The sequence below is a fragment of the Bacillus cabrialesii genome (genome assembly GCF_004124315.2).
Taxonomy (GTDB): Bacteria; Bacillota; Bacilli; order Bacillales; family Bacillaceae; genus Bacillus; species Bacillus cabrialesii.
Genome location: NZ_CP096889.1, coordinates 3454895 through 3473484, shown reverse-complemented (window position 1 = coordinate 3473484; position 18590 = coordinate 3454895). Strand labels below are relative to the sequence as shown.

Below are 18590 nucleotides of genomic sequence, written 5' to 3'. Positions count from 1 at the left end.
GAAGAATAGAGGGCGAAAAAATGAATACACACCACACACTTGCAAAGCAAAAACGAAAGGCTGGGTTTTTATCGATCATTCCAGGGCTTGGACAGATTGCAAATCAGCAGTTTTCAAAGGGGCTCTTGTTTCTTGCTATCACGTGCTTGTTTGCTTTTGAATTAAGTGTTTTCGGCATTCAGGCGCTCACCGGCTTGATTACATTGGGAAGTGTTCTCGGGAAGGATCATTCACTGTTTATGCTGATTGAAGGCACGCTGCAATTGATCGTGACAGTGATTTTCCTCATGTTTTATATCTTTAATATTCACGATTCGCGTAAGACCGCCGCTATGAGAGCGGCGGGTTTGAAGGTCAATACAACGGCCAAGGAAATGATCTGTCATGCGGGTGACAAAGGGTTTCCATATTTATTTACACTGCCGGCATATATCATGATGGTGTTTGTGATTATTTTTCCGGTTTTGGTGACTCTGTTTGTTGCATGTACAAATTATGATTTTTATCATATTCCGCCTAACAGCCTGATTGACTGGGTCGGTTTTAAAAATTTCTTGAATATTTTTTTCCTTGGCTCCTATCGTGAAACATTCATGAATGTACTGGGCTGGACGATCATCTGGACAATCTGTGCAACAACGCTGCAAATCATTTTGGGTATTGTGACGGCGCTTTTCGTCAATCAGGATTTTATAAAAGGCAAGCGGATATTTCGAATGATTTTCTTATTACCATGGGCTGTTCCGGCTTTTATTACAATTATGAGTTTTTCCAACATGTTTAACGACAGCATAGGGGCGATGAATGCGCAGGTGATTCCATTATTAAACCACCTGCCGTTTGTAGAGCTGCCTGCGATCGCGTGGAAGACTGATCCTTTCTGGACAAAGACGGCCCTCATTATGATTCAGACCTGGCTCGGCTTTCCCTATATTTATGTCATGGTAACGGGAGTGCTTCAGGCGATTCCAGGTGAACTGTATGAAGCGACAAAAATTGACGGGGCCACTTTTATTCAGCGCTTTCAACATATTACATTCCCGATGATTTTATTTGCGACAGCACCCGTGATGATTACCCAGTATACGTTTAATTTCAATAACTTCTCGATTATCTACTTATTTAATGAGGGAGGACCGGGCAGCGCGGGAGCAGGAGCCGGGTCGACCGATATCTTAATTTCTTGGATTTATAAACTGACAACAGGCACATCACCGCAATATTCCGTTGCGGCGGCTGTTACACTGTTAATTTCTTTCATTGTCATTGGAATTTCTCTGATTGCTTTTAAAAAATCGAATGCTTTTGGCAATGAGGAGGTTATGTAAGTGAACGCGAAAACGGCCAGAATGCTTAATCGAATCTGTACCTATTTATTTTTGGCGCTGTTAAGTATTGTCATTATATATCCGTTGCTGATTACGGCATCGTCCGCTTTTCGTGTCGGAAATGCGGCGTCATTTCAGCTTGATTTTTCAGGTTCTTGGACTTTGGATCATTTTAAGCGGCTATTTGATGAAACGCTTTATCTTCATTGGTACAGCAATACACTTGTCATCGCGCTATCGGTCATGGTATTGCAGGTTACGATCGTGACGCTGTCCGGGTATACGTACAGCCGTTATCGGTTTGCGGGCAGAAAAAGGAGCCTGGTATTCTTTTTAATCATTCAAATGGTGCCGACGATGGCAGCGCTGACCGCTTTTTACGTGCTGGCGATGCTGATAGGCGCACTCGATCAATACTGGTTTTTGACCGCGATCTATATCGGCGGCGGAATTCCGATGAACACGTGGCTGATGAAAGGTTATTTTGACACCGTGCCGAGAGAAATTGATGAAGCCGCGAGAATCGATGGAGCGGGTCATTTGAGGATTTTCGCTTCAATTGTTTTGCCGCTCGTTAAGCCGATGCTTGCGGTACAGGCGCTTTGGGCGTTTATGGCGCCGTTCGGAGACTATTTGCTGGCGAAGTTTTTGCTTCGCTCATCGGAAAGGCTGACTATCGCTGTAGGATTGCAGTCTTTCATTTCAAATCCGCAGCAGCAAAAAGTCGCCCTGTTTGCAGCCGGTGCTATACTGGCCGCATTGCCGATATGCGTCTTGTTCTTTTTTCTCCAAAAGAACTTTGTGTCAGGGCTGACAGCCGGCGGAACAAAGGGGTAATTCGATGAAGAATCTGCAAAACGAAAGCTTTATCATTCGCTTTCTGAAAGCGGCTGCGTCTCCATCCGGGATTTGCCGTTACGGGCATACCTTCAGCTGGCTGCAGCTCTCTTTTCTGTTTATGTTTTTAACAGCCTGCTTGATGGCCCCGTTGACGGTTTCGTTTATAAAAATGGATCGCTTCGATGTTGCATCTTTCATGCCGACAGCGATTCAGCAGGTTCATGATCAATTTGCTGATCAATTGCAAGGTTTTCAAATCAGAAACGGAAAACTGACAGGCGGGAAGAGCTCGAATCAGATTGAAGAGGGACAGAATTTGCTGGCGATCGATACGAAGCATGAATATGAGACAAGCGGTGAAAATGGACGATTGAGAGTAGATGGATATGATAACGCCATCATATTTCAATCTGATCAACTGGTGATCACCGATCAAAACGGAACGGGGTTTTCTGTTGGCTATGCAAAATTAGACGCTGAGCTTAAGGAACCAAACGGCCATGATGTGGTGGCTTTGATTGATACGTTGTGGCTGGCGCAGTATAAGCCGATGATCATGATGCTGGCATATGCGGTGATTTTTTTGATCCAGCTTTTTTTGACGGCTGTTCTTGCGGGAGGCATCTGGATCACAAAAATATCAAACATGATCTCTGTTGCGTCCTTCAAGGAAGCGGCATCTATTGCGATTTGCGCATCGGCATTGCCGGCATTCGCGGCAGCTGCTGTCGGTATGGTTCATTTTGACTTGATTACTGTATTGATGATCCATTCGTGCGGCGTCACTTTGATGATCTCTTTTGCATTTAGATATTTGACCAAAACCCGCCGTTATAATGGAAACTTACATTCGGGAGGAAATGATGATAAATCAGCGGTTATTTGAAATTGATGAATGGAAAATCAAAACACATACTTTTCAAAAGGCACATACACGGCTACAGGAAAGCCTGACTTCTCTTGCTAACGGCTATATGGGAATCAGGGGGAATTTTGAAGAAGGCTATTCAGGCGACAGCCACCAAGGCACATATATTGCAGGCGTGTGGTTCCCTGACAAAACGCGGGTAGGCTGGTGGAAAAACGGGTATCCGGACTATTTCGGAAAAGTGATCAATGCGATGAACTTTATTGGCATTGGCTTGTATGTTGACGGTGAAAAAATTGATCTTTATCAAAATCAAATCGAATCATTCGAGTTAGAACTCAATATGAAAGAGGGTATTCTGCGGCGAAGCGTTGTTGTCCGTATTCAGGATAAGATCGTCAGAATCAGATCTGAGCGATTTCTTAGTCTTGCCGTTAAAGAGCTTTGCGCCATTCATTATGAAGCGGAGTGTCTAACGGGAGATGCTGTTATTACGCTTATTCCTTACCTGGATGGAAATGTCGCAAATGAAGATTCTAACTACCAAGAACAGTTTTGGCAGGAAGAAGCGAAAGGGGCTGATTCTCACCGCGGCCATTTAGTCACAAAAACGATCGAAAATCCATTTGGAACACCGCGTTTTACTGTTTCAGCCGCAATGGCAAACGTGACGGAGGGCTTTGTCAGTGAGAGCTCTCAAACAGCCGAGATGTATGTCGAGAATCGCTACAGCTACCAAACGAAGGCTTCTTTGAAAAAGTTTATTATTGTCACGACTTCCCGTGATGTTCGGGAAACAGAGCTTTTATTGAAAGCCAAGGAGCTTTTGGCGGGTGTTCTTGAGAACGGATATGAAGAAGCAAAATGGAGGCACATTGAGCAATGGAAGGAAAGATGGGTAAAAGCGGACATAGAGATTAAAGGGGATGAGGAACTGCAGCAAGGAATCCGCTACAATATCTTTCAGTTATTCTCGACGTATTACGGGGGCGATGCCCGTTTGAATATCGGGCCGAAAGGATTTACTGGCGAAAAATACGGAGGGGCAGCCTATTGGGATACTGAGGCGTACGCCGTTCCGATGTATTTGGCGACAGCCGAGCCGGAGGTGACGAAAAACCTGCTTTTGTACCGCTATCACCATTTGGAGGCGGCCAAACGAAACGCTTCAAAATTGGGGCTGAAAGGGGCCCTTTATCCGATGGTGACGTTCACAGGGGATGAATGCCACAACGAATGGGAAATCACCTTTGAAGAAATCCACCGCAATGGCGCGATTTGCTATGCGATCTATCATTATGTCCAATATACAGGCGACGATAATTATATGAAAGACTACGGGATAGACGTTCTTGTTGAAGTCAGCAGGTTTTGGGCGGACCGCGTTCACTTCTCGAAACGAATAAATAAATATATGATTCACGGCGTCACAGGGCCGAATGAATACGAAAACAATGTCAACAACAATTGGTATACAAATGTAATGGCGGCTTGGACGTTGGAGTATACATTAGAAAATCTCGAAAGGATTTCAGCGGAAAAACGCCGCCTGCTTGATGTGCAGGAAGAAGAAGTGGAAGCCTGGAGGAATATCACCGAGCACATGTATTATCCGTATAGTGAAGAACTGCGAATTTTTATTCAGCATGACACATTCTTGGACAAAGACCTGCAATCAGCTGACGAGTTAGATCCAGCTGAACGGCCTCTTTATCAAAATTGGTCATGGGATAAGATTCTCCGCTCCAATTTTATTAAGCAGGCAGATGTGCTTCAAGGCATTTATCTTTTTCACGACCGTTTTACAATGGAAGAAAAACGGCGACACTTTGAGTTTTATGAGCCGATGACTGTTCATGAATCAAGCCTATCGCCCTCCATCCATGCGGTTCTCGCAGCCGAGCTCAAGATGGAAAAGAAAGCGCTTGAATTATGTAAGCGTACAGCAAGGCTTGATCTCGACAATTATAATCATGACACGGAAGAAGGCCTGCACATTACATCAATGACGGGAAGCTGGCTCGCGATCGTTCAGGGCTTTGCAGGCATGCGCATCACGAATGAGACGCTTTCCTTTGCTCCGTTTTTGCCGAAAGAATGGGACGGATATTCGTTCAACATCAATTATCGAAACCGATTAATCAATGTTGCGGTTGGCAAAATGAGCGCCGTCTTTCAGCTTGTAAAAGGCGAGCCGCTGCGCATGAAAGTGTATGAGGAACCGATTGTCTTAAATGGACGATATGAAAGGAGAACGCCTGATGAGTGAATGGTGGAAAGAAGCTGTCGTTTATCAAATTTACCCGCGCAGTTTTTATGATGCCAATGGAGATGGATTCGGGGATTTGCAAGGTGTGATTCAAAAGCTGGATTACATCAAAAATCTCGGAGCGGATGTAATCTGGCTCTCCCCGGTGTTTGATTCCCCGCAGGATGACAACGGCTATGACATTAGCGACTACAGAAACATGTACGAAAAATTTGGAACAAATGAAGATATGTTTCAGTTAATTGATGAAGTGCATCAACGCGGAATGAAAATCATCATGGATTTGGTCGTGAACCACACGTCGGATGAGCATGCCTGGTTTGCTGAAAGCCGCAAGTCGAAGGACAATCCTTACCGGAATTATTATTTTTGGAAAGATCCGAAACCGGACGGCTCAGAGCCGAATAATTGGGGATCGATCTTTTCAGGCTCGGCGTGGACGTTCGATGAAGGAACAGGACAGTATTATTTGCATTACTTTTCGAAAAAACAGCCTGATTTAAATTGGGAAAATGAAGCCGTTCGCCGGGAAGTTTATGATGTGATGAGATCTTGGATGGATCAAGGCGTTGACGGCTGGCGGATGGATGTGATCGGCTCCATTTCCAAGCACACCGATTTTCCGGACTATGAAACAGATAACAGCCGCAGCTATATCGTCGGCCGTTATCATTCGAATGGCCCCCGCCTTCATGAATTTATTCAGGAGATGAACAGAGAAGTGCTTTCTCATTATGATTGCATGACGGTCGGAGAGGCAAACGGCTCTGATATTGAAGAGGCGAAAAAGTACACAGACGCAAGCAGGCAAGAGCTGAATATGATCTTTACATTTGAACATATGGATATTGATACAGAACACAACTCGCCAAACGGGAAATGGCAGATCAAGCCGTTTGATGTGATTGCTTTAAAACAGACGATGACAAGGTGGCAGACCGGGTTAATGAATGTCGGCTGGAATACCCTGTATTTCGAAAACCATGACCAGCCGAGGATTATTTCCCGCTGGGGCAATGATGGTAAGCTGCGAAAACAGTGTGCAAAAGCATTTGCAACGGTTCTCCACGGGATGAAGGGAACACCGTTTATTTACCAAGGGGAAGAAATCGGCATGGTTAACAGTGATATGCCGCTGGAGATGTATGACGATCTTGAAATAAAAAATGCGTATCGTGAACTAGTCATTGAAAACAAAACAATGTCAGAAAAAGAGTTTCTAAATGCCGTGATGATAAAAGGACGGGATCATGCGAGAACACCGATGCAATGGGATGCCGGAAAGCATGCGGGATTCACTGCCGGAGACCCTTGGCTGGCGGTAAATTCCCGCTATCAAGATATCAATGTGGAAGAGTCCTTGGAAGATCAAGATTCAATTTTCTATTACTATCAAAAGCTCATTCAATTACGAAAGAAATATAAGATCATGATAAATGGAGATTATCAGCTGCTGCAGGAGAATGATCCGCAAGTTTTTTCTTATCTCCGTGAATATCAAGGGGAAAAGCTCCTCGTCGTTGTGAATTTATCGGAAGACAAAGCTCTGTTTGAGGCGCCTCCGGAACTGCTTCAAGAGCGGTGGAAAGTGCTTATTTCAAACTATTCTGAGGAGCGGGCTGACTTGAAGAGCATTTGCCTCGAACCTTATGAAGCTGTGATGGGCATTAGCATATGAAAGCAGTCATTTTTGATTTAGACGGAGTCATAACAGATACTGCGGAATATCATTTTCTCGCTTGGAAGCACATCGCAGAACAAATCGATATTCCCTTTGACAGAAGTGTGAATGAAGGCCTAAAAGGAATCAGCAGAGAAGAGTCACTGGAAAGCATACTTATCTTTGGCGGTGCGGAAACAAAGTATACAAATGCTGAGAAACAAGAACTCATGCATCAAAAGAATCAATATTATCAAACATTGATCAGCAAATTGACGCCGGAAGATCTTTTGCCGGGAATCGGCAGTTTTCTATGTGAATTAAAAAACGAAAATATAAAAATCGGGTTAGCATCTTCAAGCCGCAATGCTCCCGTGATTTTAAAACGTTTGGAGATTATTGATGATTTTCATGCCATTGTTGACCCGGCAGCTCTCGCGAACGGGAAACCAGATCCCGAAATCTTTTTAACAGCTGCAGGGCTGCTTGATGTTTCCCCGGCTGATTGCGCGGCAATAGAAGACGCTGAAGCAGGCATTTCCGCAATCAAATCTGCCGGGATGTTTGCGGTTGGAGTCGGTCATGAACAGTCAATGGTTGGCGCTGATCTGATTGTGAGGCAAACTTGTGATTTGACGCTTGAGCTGTTGACTGAGGAATGGGAGCAGTATAGAATAAAAAGTTTTTAATGAAAAAACCTGCAAGAGACATAGCTCTTGCAGGTTGCGGTATTACTTTTGGTCTTCTGTGTTGCGAGTCAGGATTTTGTCAATCAAGCCGTATTCAAGCGCTTCTTCAGCAGACTTGAAGTTATCGCGGTCTGTGTCGCGTTCGATCACTTCAAGCGGCTGGCCAGTACGTTCAGCAAGAACTTTGTTTAATTTGTCGCGAAGCAAGAGAATGCGTTTCGCGGCAATTTCAATTTCTGTCGCCTGACCTTGCGCACCGCCAAGAGGCTGGTGAATCATGACTTCACTGTTTGGAAGCGCATAGCGTTTGCCTTTTTCGCCGGCAGCAAGAAGGAACGCGCCCATAGATGCAGCCATACCGATACAAATTGTAGATACCTTCGGCTTAATAAACTGCATGGTATCATAGATCGCCATACCGGCTGTAATAGAGCCGCCCGGGCTGTTGATGTAAATAGAAATATCTTTTTCAGGGTCTTCCGCTTCTAAGAATAAAAGCTGTGACACGATGGAGTTCGCAACGTTGTCATCAATCGCAGATCCAAGCATGATGATACGATCCTTTAATAGACGAGAATAAATGTCATACGCTCTTTCCCCGCGGTTCGTTTGTTCAATGACTGTAGGTATTAAATTCATAATGCTCCTCCTTCACCTTTTAGGTAAGTATGTAGTTACATGATACATTTTTGGTCAATAAAGGTCAAACAAAAAGCTGGCTGGATATGCAAAGTCATCTCTTTTTCCCATTTTCCCCAAAAATTCAGGGGTTCAAACCATCGTATGTCAGATTGCCAAATCAGATGATTTGTCTGATGTAAAAAAACGGCCTCTTGAAATAAGGGTTGTTATTTGAAAGGAATTATCGTATAATTAGTTGTGCTGACGTTCTCTAACGCAGTCATTATGCGCTCGTAGCTCAGTTGGATAGAGCGGTGGTTTCCGGTACCACGTCTGTCGGGGGTTCGAATCCCTCCGAGCGCGTCCAATAGAACAACGGAAAAGACAAGGGTTTGGCATTTTTGCCGCTCTTGTCTTTTTTTGTGTGAAGAATAATGAAAAACTAAGGATCCTGTTTCCTCTCTCTATATTATAAGAACAAGTGCTTTCTGATGTGTGATAAATCTTCAGCAGATGTTATAGAGTTCGTGCAACTCTAATGTCCTTGAAAGCTGCTTATATAATGCTCGAAATCATTTTTTATGCAAAAAAGGGAAAAGTTTAAATAAGTTTAATAGGAAAAAATAAAACCCGGCAACCTGGTTGTCCCCTCCAAGTTAGCGGCCCAATTTTCTGCAGCGGCTGTTAAACTTGGAGGGGATTTTTTATGGTGCAAAAAGGACAATATTTTTACACTTTACGAAAGAAATTAACATAAAAGCCATCAACTTTTGTTTGGAAAGAAAACTAAAGCCCTATAAACGCGTTTATTTGAAGAATAAGGGATACGGAGATTAACCCAGCTCAAAAATTGGGTAAAATACGCTGTGATCCTTTGAAGTTTAACGGGGAAAATAAAGTCAGACAACTTTTTTAAAGGATACCCAAAGACTACGTTAAAAAAGCGTTTTCCGATTATATGGATGGTAAGGATCAACAAGGTGTCAAGATAAGGATACTAAAATGGTGCAAGACTCATAGGGTTCGAATGGCAAGGTACAAATCACCATTCGAACCCTTCAGTCATTCTTGTAAGGATAACTGTCTGGTTAATGTATCGAATTGTTTTTTTTACACCATGTTTTTTCTTCATGCCAAACTGAAAAAGAGCTACATCAGAATATTAAAAATCATTCAGTCTATCTTCGAAGATTCCAGAAAAAAACAAGCAACTAGTGTACTTCGCTAGAATACCAAAATAGACTGGTTACTTAGGTTATTTATATCTGTCTACTTGACGGGGCAAAGACCAACCTACTGGGTATCTTTTTTACGATTATTTTTATTTTTTGGTGCTATGTAGGTCGGACCGCAAACAAATCCTATAACCATAATAACGACTCCTACCCACCGGACAGCATAATAATCAGTATCACGTAGGAAGACGAATGAAAATAAGGTAATGATCGTCCCAATAATTACTGCAACTGCCCAGATATTACTTGATTTCCGCATTTAAAATCTCCTTTATAACTTAATGTTTCAGCTGAGTATTGCGATTCGCTGTAAAATATAACATACCGCGGATTAAATGGAAAATCCTAAAGGTAATGATTTGATGGCACTATTTTAACGAATATCAATTTCTATGGAATTAATATCCGAATAAAAGAGTTCTTAATACCTATTTTATTTTTTTGGCTGTATTCAGAATAAAAAATATAGTCAAAAAACTTTACTTTAGTTTTGTATTAAACGAGTCGTAATACAATAAATTTATAAAAAAAGAGTCTACTTTTCCTATAAAATGGTACTTTTAAATTAATTTTGAAGATTTGACATATTAAACTATTATTCCTAATATTGGATTCGAATACAAATAAAAGGAGGAATTTTGTGAAGCTTAAAAGATTTGTTATAGCTGTTACTATTGGAACTGGGATTCTGGGATCTGTAATGTATTCTTCAGCTTCAGCAGCAACATTAGAAACAAAAAAAGTTGAATTGGAAAATGTCTCTCAGGAAGGCAAGGATGCTAATGCAGCAGGCGTTGGAAACTTAGCCCAAAAAGCTTGGGTTTATGGGACTGAAGCTGCAAAGTATTATGGAGGCAAAGCTTTGAATATGTTTATAGACAATGGAGGGTTAGGTATAACTAAACCTTCAAACGAAGAGGTACAAGATATGGATGTTATTTTTGACAAAAAATAATTTATAAGGAAGGGGGTATTATAGGCCCCCTTTTTTTATAGAGGGGATTTTGATGAAAAAAAATAAAACTTTTATTATCGGTTTGTTGTTTACTTTATCATTTACTTTCGTTGTACATTTCTTTTTAATTTTATCTACTGTACTACCCCCAAATCCGTTAGCTCTTGCGGTCAAACCTGTTTCTGATCGTTACACAAATACTTTATTCCAACAGAATTGGCACCTATTTGCGCCAGACCCTATTACAACTAATACAAATATTTATATGGAGGTTGATACTGGAAAAGCGCAGGGAAAGAACGAGTGGATTGATATTTCTACCCCCTTAAAAGACCAAAATCACACCAAAATCGTAACCCCTTACAATCGAATTGTTAGAATTATAGATGGGCTTTCATCTGATATTTTTGGAACTAATCAAGATGATGTCATTTTTCAATACGTTAAAAAAGCAGATGAAAATGATAAACAGGTAAAAGCTATAACAAAAGAGATAGGGAAGAGCCAAAAGATTGGCGAGGAAAATGTATATCGTTATGCAAGTTCGTATGCTAAATCTATTTATAATCCTAAAACAATAAAAAGAATAAGAGTAAGAATAGATACAGTGAAACCTGTTCCATTTTCTCTGCGGGATAACAATGAAAAAGATGTGAAATTAGAACAAAGCACTACATTTAAATGGAAAACGTTCAATAATGAAGTGGTTCCGTTTTTTTAATGGGAGTGGAGGAACAATATTATGAATAACAGTATCACTAACAGAGTTATCGACTATTTTGCGAAAGAACGTTTTTATATTGGGGTGAGCTTGCTTCGCATCGTATTTGGTTTGCTCATTTTATATTTTTATTTAATCCATTACAATCAAAGGTATTTCTTGTTCTCCGATTATGGTATCAATACATTTCATAATGTTATGAAACCAATTACATATTCATTGTATAATTTAACTTCATCTTTAAAATACTTTGATGCGGTATATCATGTTGGCATTGTGACAGCAATTCTATTTACTCTTGGTTTTAAAGGCCGACTCGTGGGCATCTTGAATTATGTTTTGTTCTATTCATTATATGTTCGTTTCTCATATATTGGAGACGGCGGCGACAATTTAATGATAATTACACTTTTTTATCTCTTGTTTGCAAATACTACAAAATATTTTTCTATAGATGCAACGTTGCGAAAAAAAGAGGTTTACGTATCTGACTATAGGAAAACTACCGCTAATATTATTCAGTACTTTGTTGTTTTGTTTTGTATTATGCAAGTTTGTATTGTATATGTTACGTCTGCTATTTATCAAATTATGGGCGAGACTTGGAATCATGGAACAGCCTTATATTACATATCACAAGTTAAAACGGTTGCGATGCCTTTTCTTGAGTCGTTAGTCAGTCAACACATCTATCTAAGTGTTGTGATTTGTTATTCTAGTGTATTATTAAAAATTGCGTTTCCTTTTCTAATTATAAACAAAAATACAAAATGGCTTGCTGTTTTGATGGTTTGTTTACTGCATTTAGGTATTGCATTTGGTATGGGGTTATATTCCTTTTCTATTGTCATGATTGCGATTGAGTTGGTGATTTTTACAGATAAGGAGTACAACCGCTTATTCTCTACTTATCAGCAATTGAAGCATAATCTTCATTGGATGGTAAGAAAGAAATTAATGCGGAAATTTCAAGCTCACTGGAAAATGACTGTATACTATGATGCATGGTGCCCGTTATGTATCAAAACGAAAAACCGTATCGAGAGGGCGGACTGGTTCAATTTAATTGTTTTCGAATCCTTTCGTGATGAGACATTGTCTATTAATGATGAGGTAGGTTTAATGGAATTAGAAAAACGAATGCATGGAAAGACATTGAAAAAAGGCATCGTCTCAGGTGCAGACACTTTTATTGAAATAAGCAAGCGGATTATTCCGCTATGGGGATTGTATATAATACTCCTCTTGGCTAAGTTGTTTCGTGTTAGCGATAGGATATATGATTTGATTTCTTCAAATAGGAAAATAATTCCTTATGGGCGATGTGATCATGGGGCATGCGGACTCAATCAGCAACAGAGAAAGGGGTAATAGTTTGTTCCTCATTGTTTTAATACTAATAGTAGTTGTTTTTATATTCGGTTTTTTTGGTTTAGCGGCATTTTTGAAAAGAAGAGATCGAAATAGGACGGTCGAGGATTTAACACGTTTTATGTTATCTCATCCTGAGCGCTTTTCGCTGACTGTTATACAAAATGATCAAATCCTTTTAAATCATAATGGAAGTAAGATGTTTCCCTTAGCCAGTACAGTGAAAATCCTTTTTTTGTTGGCATTTGTACATGAGGCCAGAAAAAATCAGATAAGTTTCAATGATACTGTCAGTATCATTGAAATAGATAAATTTTATATTCCGAATACCGACGGAGGAGCACACGAAATTTGGAAGAGCAAAGAGAATATCGGTCAAACTGTGACGATGAAAGAAGTCCTCATTGGTATGATGAGATACAGTTCAAATGCATGCACCGATTATATTTACTTAAGGATCGGAAAAGACAATATCCAAAAAATAATTGATGAATATTTGCCGGATAATCACACACCTGTCTTTTCTATAAACTCTTCGATGTTAGTCGCTCCTTATCTAAAAAAATATGAAAAGAAAAAAACGAAAGAAATCTCTGGTTATATGAAAGAGATGAAGCAAAAATATTTCATGGATATTTCAGGAAAGACTTTCGATGCCCTTGTGCATGGTAAAGCTGCTCCATTAATATCCTCACTTTCTTCTGCTAATCATATTAATATACAAAGGGAGTTCACGAGGAAACTTCCATCTTCATCCAGTGAAAACTACGCCAGATTAATGTACCGTCTGGGAACCGGTGACCTCTTAAGTGAAGCGGAAAAAGGAATATTAGATGAGATAACAGGACCGCCGAACCTTCAAGCTGAAAACCGTATTTGGTATAAAGGAGGCTCTACCTTATTTGTTATGACGTCGGCTATTTTTAAAGAAACTGCGTCAGATTCTATTTCTTTGGCCTTTTTTATTGAGGACATGACTCGTTTAGATATGTTATGGATTGATCATGTTTATCAGCCATTTCTTCAAAAGATAACTAACGACCCCTTATTTCGACAACAATTAATAACTGATTTAAAGGGGACATTATAATAATGTTGAAATACGGAATTTTAAAATAAAACCATCATATTTACAGATGTTAAGAAGCTCTTTAATTGTTTCCGGTACCACGTCTGTCGGGGGTTCGAATCCCTCCGAGCGCGTCCAATAGAACAACAGGAAAGACAAGGGTTTGGCATTTCGCCGCTCTTGTCTTTTTTTGTGTGGAAAAAGGGAATTGCAAACCTTAGAGTAACATTTCAAACCAATCACGATCAATTACATTCTTTAGTTTGAACCCTCATTTTCAAAAGAAGAAGCATGAATTGATTTTTTCATTCATCTTATTAGCCTGTGATTAACAAACCTTTAAAAAAATCCGGTTCTATTTTACCCATTGCCTGTATTTATTTCGAGAATCTTCTCTCGGACAAAGTTGTATAAGCGAGAATCGATTTAAAATAAAAATTATTTGCTCCCCCAGTTCTTCTCTATAAATTGAATCGCAGGTTGTAAGTTGGTTTTGTTCGCAATTTCAATGACAGCGGGAACGACGGCAGGGTCCGTTTTGGAGAAGTTCGGAATCCGCGGATCTAACCGGAAAAAGCGATCTCCCAGAAGATTCGCACTGACCATGGATTCATAGTACCCATTACCGCCAGAGATCATCTGAAGAAATGGCAGTAAAGGTTCATTAGGCGACCTGTCCAAAAGGACTCCCCAATTTGGAGGAAGGTTCTTCAGATTTTCGGGCCTCAAAATACTGAAGTGTTTCCCTCGGAGATCTTCCCCTTGCTAATGCAAGGGCAGTAAATGAACCGATTGAATTTCCCGAAAATACATGGGTTCGACTAATTAACTTTGGGTTTTTCCTAGCCAATCTGTTTAACAGTTGTAAACTTAAAACACCTAAGGTACCGCCGTCGTCAAAGGTCATAATCCGATATTTTGCCAAAGCTGATTTCTCCTTTCTACATACATTGAGTATATGATGATCTAGAGTCTGTTGTATGGATGTATACCTCTTGTACGAAACACTTCTTCATTTCTCTTTTCTTTTGGCCTAACAAATATTCACTCCGAAAAAAACTGGACACTGCTCCTAAAAACGATAAGAAAAAACGCTTGTTGGAGGATTTGACAGGGAGTCTGCTCAAAATTGTATGAAGAATCAACGGGTTTCTCAGCAGACCTTACCGACGAAAAAGGCCTTAGCAGGCAAACATAAAAAGAGGAAAGACAAGAGTTTTGGCAACTTGCCACTCTTGTCTTTTTTGTTTTTTTCATAAATCTTGTCCGCTGAAACATAAATGTTCCTCCTCTTGGGCACGTTATGAAATGTGCGATATTGAATTTGCGAGGAGGATGAACATGGGAATTTTAAGCGGAAATCCGCAGGATGAACCGATGCATTACGGTGAAGTATTCAGCTTGTGGAGCTATGTCATGGCGGGCAATAAAATGGTCGGCAATTACCAGATGTTATTGCATCATGTCGGTGATGACGATCTGAAGAAGCTGCTTCGTGAGTCCATTGAAAAGTGCCAAGATGAAATCAAACAGATCAGCACGATCCTGAAGGAAAACGGGGTGGCGCTTCCGCCGGCTTCTCCTGAACCGCCGGCTGCAGATCTTAACGATATTCCGCCGGGTGCGCGGTTTCTTGATCCGGATGTGGCGGCATCTGCGGCAGCGCAAAATGCTGCAGGCCTTGTGACATGCAGCAAAATTATGGGACAGTCGATTCGCGAGGATATTGCCATGATGTTTGGGCAATTCCATGTATCGAAAGCGGCAACCGGCGCAAAATACTTAAGGCTGCTAAAAAACAAAGGCTGGCTCATCCCGCCGCCGCTTCATCTTCAAAAACATCAAGACGCTTAATGGCAAAGGCATATACAGCTGTATGTGCCTTTATTTTATGATGAAGACGTCAGGCGTAGACCGATGACGCCAGCGAGGATAAGGAAAAGAGAAATTACCTGCGGAAGCTGAAACCGCTCCTTAAACCAGATGAACCCGACCGCCGACACGCCAATGCTGCCAATGCCGGTCCAGACGGCATAAGCGACTCCGGCAGGAAGGACCAGCATCGCTTGGGAGAGGCAGTAAAAGGATAAGCCAAATCCAACAGTCATCACAATGATCGGCCATTTTTTTCTTGTTCCGTCTATATATTTCATGGCAATTGCAGCTATAATTTCTTCTATGCCGGCAATCACTAATAAAAACCATGCCATTATTTTTCACCTTCCGGATGAGATTTACTTTCTTTCGTGAATAGCTTCATTCCTAAAATACCGGCCAGCAATAAAGCCAAAAAGAACATTTGGGCTGCTGAGAAGGCTTCGCCCAAAACAATTCCGGTGATATATGTTCCCACGGTTCCGATTCCGACGAATACAGTGTACGCCGCGGCCATCGGGATTTTTTGATAAGAGCGGATTAACAGGATAAAGCTGATTGCGATCAAAATAAAAATGATGACCCAATCCAAAAGCGAGTCGGCGTGTTTAAGGGAAGACGCCCAAACAATTTCTAAAAGTCCTGCAATGAAAACAAGCACCCAATTCAAATGAAACACCTCTCCATTTTATGAATGAACGTCAGTCATTTTTGAGGCGTTAAAAAATGAGCGGTGTGACCCAGTCATTTTTTAAGCTCTACCTAAGCTTCGCCTTAAAAAAGTAAAGATTTCTTTTTTTGATACATCAATATTTTCATCTTGTTCAAACCCGATATAGAACCGTTCAGCAGTGTTCTCGACCAAGTTGATAATCGTTCTGGCCGTCCATTTTGCATTGATCCCATCAGTTACCTCATGGTTTACAATCGCCTTATTGATGATTTTTTCGAGCCAAGAATAATAAGGCTGATAGATCGTCTCCCATTTTTCCATAGAGTGGTCAATCGCAAGCCCGGAGTAACAGAGAACGATAATATCCTTATGGCGTTCTGTTATGAGAAATGTCTCGTCAATTAATATATCTAAAACAGCCCAAAAATCCTCATCCCCTTGAAGTCTTCCTTTGATTTGATCCAGCGTATGGGTGAGAAGATTTTCTGCAATTGCCGGAATAAGGGCGTTTTTAGATGAGAAATACAAATAAAACGTTCCTTGGGCGGTGCCGGCCTTTTTGACAATATCAGAAATAGAGGCCTTGTCGAGACCTTTTTCAGAAATGACTTCAATGGCTGCCTGCAGAATTTTTTCATATTTGCCCGATGTTTGTTTTGGCATGAGGAACACCTCCTATAATGACTGACTATCATTCATTTTATCTCGGGCATGTGCGTTTGTAAAGAATAAAGAAGCAAGATAAAATCTTGCTTCTTTATTTATCATAATCAATGGCGGCTTTCGGGAGCCCGGTATACTTTGCCCAGTAGTAAATCGCAAGAGAGCCGATAGCGACTAAAATAAGGTCGACGGGATTGCTGATAATGCCTAAACCGTGTCCGAAAGAACCGATGTAGGAAAAGATCAGCATCATGATATAAAACCCGATGAGCCACCATGCTGATTTCAGCTGCTGAGCAAGACTGACATCCTCTTTAGGGGCATATTTGCTGAAACAGAGATAGATCACAAACATCACGAGTTGTGAACCGAGCAGCCAGGAAACGGTTTTCCATCCGGACCAGTACACAATAAACGCCGTAAAAATAAAGGAAAGCGGTCCGATGATGCTCATTCCTTTTAAATAAAACGGCCTGTTTAAGTCCTTCGCATTGACCCTCAGCGCTGCCGAGCAAATCGGGGCAATCGCATAAGAAAGGATCAGCGCGACAGAACAGACATTGACGAGCGCGTTCCACGAAGGGAAGGGAAGCGTCCAGAAAATCGACATGGCAAACGAAAGCCAGAGTGAAGCACGGGGGGTTCCCGTTTCTTTATTGACCTTTGAAAATATGCCGAATAATGTGCCGTTCCGCGCCCAGGCGTAAACGAGGCGAGACGTCGTGTTCATAAAAATATTCCCGTTTCCTCCGGGAGACAGAATGGCGTCTAAAATGACAAGCGTTGCAAGCCAGCCTAAGCCGAGCATGACCGCAATATCTTTAAACGGCAATGAAAATTCCCGCCCGATAGCTGGCCAGCCATGTTTTAGCGTTTCTGTCGGGATTGCCCCGATAAAGGTGATCTGCAGAATCGTGTAAATAATGGTTGAAACGATAATGCAAATGATTAAAGCGATCGGGATGTTGCGTTTTGGATTTTGCACTTCACCTGCAACAGCCACAATCGGGTGCAGGCCGAGATAGGCAAACATGACACCGCCTGTCGAAATCGCAGCCTGAATGCCTGTAAAACCAAACGGTGCGAATCCTTCAACAGATAAATTCTCAGGCTGAAAATGAAAGATCAGCACGATAATGATGGTAACCGGTACAATATATTTAAAAATGGAGATGATGAAATTCGCCTTCGCGAAGGTTTTGACGCTCCAATAATTCAGCAGGAAAAACAAGCAAAGCAAGGCAAACTGCAAGATCCAGCCTGCAATGGTCGGCGAATCAGATCCTTTTATGGTCAGGCCGGGAAACCAATAGGCCACATATTGGCGCACAGCCGTAACTTCAATCGAAATCAGGCTTGTGTAAGCGACAATCGTGACAAATGAAATTAAATAGCCGACAAGGTGGCCATGTGAATACACGGGGTATCGAATAATGCCTCCGGTGCGGGGCAGAGCGGCCCCAAGCTCCGCGTATACAAGTCCGATTAACAGAATGATGGCTCCGCCGATGATCCAGGAAAAAGCGCCGGAGGGTCCTGCTTTTGAGGCGACATTGCTGACGGCGAACAGCCACGCTGATCCAAAGATGGCTCCCATCCCAATCAAAATCAGATCAAACAGCGACATTGATTTTTGAAAATTTCCTTGTTTAGACATCCGCTTCCTCCTTAGAAACCAGCCTTATATTCCTTACAATGCCCAATACGTAACAGAGAATACCGCTCTAAATAAAAAAACAGGTGCAGCCCGCGC

The 18590-nt window shown here is 41.4% G+C and carries 16 protein-coding genes, 1 tRNA gene and 1 pseudogene; 12 read left to right on the top strand and 6 right to left on the bottom strand.

All coding sequences use genetic code 11. The annotated features are described in order from the left end of the window. Positions 1 to 20 precede the first annotated feature (20 nt). Genes mdxF through pgmB form a run of 6 tightly spaced genes read left to right on the top strand, consistent with a single transcriptional unit; the run spans position 21 to position 7654 of the window. Positions 21 to 1328: a maltodextrin ABC transporter permease MdxF gene (gene mdxF, locus EFK13_RS17770; RefSeq protein ID WP_129507507.1), complete on the top strand. Its 1308-nt coding sequence runs from the start codon at positions 21 to 23 to the stop codon at positions 1326 to 1328. Next, positions 1329 to 2165, top strand: coding sequence for a maltodextrin ABC transporter permease MdxG (gene mdxG / locus EFK13_RS17765; protein WP_129507508.1), 837 nt, complete (start codon positions 1329 to 1331; stop codon positions 2163 to 2165). Positions 2166 to 2169: 4 nt separating this feature from the next. After that, positions 2170 to 3054 carry a DUF1189 domain-containing protein gene (locus EFK13_RS17760; RefSeq protein WP_129507509.1) on the top strand — a complete coding sequence of 295 codons (885 nt, stop codon included), beginning with the start codon at positions 2170 to 2172 and terminating at the stop codon, positions 3052 to 3054. Continuing rightward, on the top strand, positions 3032 to 5305 hold the full coding sequence (locus EFK13_RS17755) for a glycoside hydrolase family 65 protein (RefSeq protein ID WP_129507786.1): 2274 nt from the start codon (positions 3032 to 3034) through the stop codon (positions 5303 to 5305). The genes EFK13_RS17760 and EFK13_RS17755 overlap by 23 nt, the downstream gene beginning before the upstream one ends. Next, positions 5298 to 6983, top strand: a complete 1686-nt coding sequence (locus tag EFK13_RS17750) for a glycoside hydrolase family 13 protein (protein ID WP_129507510.1) — start codon at positions 5298 to 5300, stop codon at positions 6981 to 6983. The genes EFK13_RS17755 and EFK13_RS17750 overlap by 8 nt, the downstream gene beginning before the upstream one ends. Beyond that, positions 6980 to 7654 (top strand): beta-phosphoglucomutase, encoded by a 675-nt coding sequence (gene pgmB / locus EFK13_RS17745; RefSeq protein ID WP_129507511.1) that lies wholly within the window; start codon positions 6980 to 6982, stop codon positions 7652 to 7654. The genes EFK13_RS17750 and pgmB overlap by 4 nt, the downstream gene beginning before the upstream one ends. 42 nt (positions 7655 to 7696) lie before the next feature. Here pgmB and clpP read toward each other — a convergent pair whose 3' ends face one another. After that, positions 7697 to 8293 carry an ATP-dependent Clp endopeptidase proteolytic subunit ClpP gene (clpP, locus tag EFK13_RS17740; RefSeq protein ID WP_064816223.1) on the bottom strand — a complete coding sequence of 199 codons (597 nt, stop codon included), beginning with the start codon at positions 8291 to 8293 and terminating at the stop codon, positions 7697 to 7699. Positions 8294 to 8562: 269 nt separating this feature from the next. Here clpP and EFK13_RS17735 point away from each other — a divergent pair. From EFK13_RS17735 to EFK13_RS17715, 5 genes are all read left to right on the top strand, one after another. Beyond that, positions 8563 to 8638 (top strand) — tRNA-Arg (locus EFK13_RS17735). Between the two features lie 1512 nt (positions 8639 to 10150). Then, entirely contained in the window at positions 10151 to 10465 is a 315-nt protein-coding gene (locus EFK13_RS17730) for a hypothetical protein (protein WP_240034940.1), read from the top strand. Between the two features lie 52 nt (positions 10466 to 10517). Next, positions 10518 to 11186, top strand: a complete 669-nt coding sequence (locus EFK13_RS17725; RefSeq protein WP_129507513.1) for a DUF5819 family protein — start codon at positions 10518 to 10520, stop codon at positions 11184 to 11186. Between the two features lie 21 nt (positions 11187 to 11207). Next, positions 11208 to 12557, top strand: coding sequence for a DCC1-like thiol-disulfide oxidoreductase family protein (locus tag EFK13_RS17720; RefSeq protein WP_129507514.1), 1350 nt, complete (start codon positions 11208 to 11210; stop codon positions 12555 to 12557). Next, on the top strand, positions 12502 to 13647 hold the full coding sequence (locus tag EFK13_RS17715) for a serine hydrolase (protein WP_129507515.1): 1146 nt from the start codon (positions 12502 to 12504) through the stop codon (positions 13645 to 13647). The genes EFK13_RS17720 and EFK13_RS17715 overlap by 56 nt, the downstream gene beginning before the upstream one ends. Before the next feature lie 417 nt (positions 13648 to 14064). Here EFK13_RS17715 and EFK13_RS17710 read toward each other — a convergent pair. Next, positions 14065 to 14551: pseudogene (locus tag EFK13_RS17710) on the bottom strand (patatin-like phospholipase family protein). 416 nt (positions 14552 to 14967) lie between these two features. Between EFK13_RS17710 and EFK13_RS17705 the strand changes: the two are divergent. Then, entirely contained in the window at positions 14968 to 15480 is a 513-nt protein-coding gene (locus EFK13_RS17705; RefSeq protein WP_129507516.1) for a DUF3231 family protein, read from the top strand. Positions 15481 to 15515: 35 nt separating this feature from the next. Here EFK13_RS17705 and EFK13_RS17700 read toward each other — a convergent pair whose 3' ends face one another. From EFK13_RS17700 to aspP, 4 genes are all read right to left on the bottom strand, one after another. After that, positions 15516 to 15836 (bottom strand): DMT family transporter, encoded by a 321-nt coding sequence (locus EFK13_RS17700; RefSeq protein ID WP_129507517.1) that lies wholly within the window; start codon positions 15834 to 15836, stop codon positions 15516 to 15518. Then, positions 15836 to 16171: a DMT family transporter gene (locus EFK13_RS17695; protein ID WP_129507518.1), complete on the bottom strand. Its 336-nt coding sequence runs from the start codon at positions 16169 to 16171 to the stop codon at positions 15836 to 15838. The genes EFK13_RS17700 and EFK13_RS17695 overlap by 1 nt, the downstream gene beginning before the upstream one ends. An 81-nt stretch (positions 16172 to 16252) precedes the next feature. Next, positions 16253 to 16837, bottom strand: coding sequence for a TetR/AcrR family transcriptional regulator (locus tag EFK13_RS17690; protein ID WP_129507519.1), 585 nt, complete (start codon positions 16835 to 16837; stop codon positions 16253 to 16255). A 94-nt stretch (positions 16838 to 16931) separates the two neighbouring features. Further along, positions 16932 to 18494: an aspartate/proton symporter AspP gene (gene aspP, locus EFK13_RS17685; RefSeq protein WP_129507520.1), complete on the bottom strand. Its 1563-nt coding sequence runs from the start codon at positions 18492 to 18494 to the stop codon at positions 16932 to 16934. Positions 18495 to 18590: the final 96 nt, after the last annotated feature.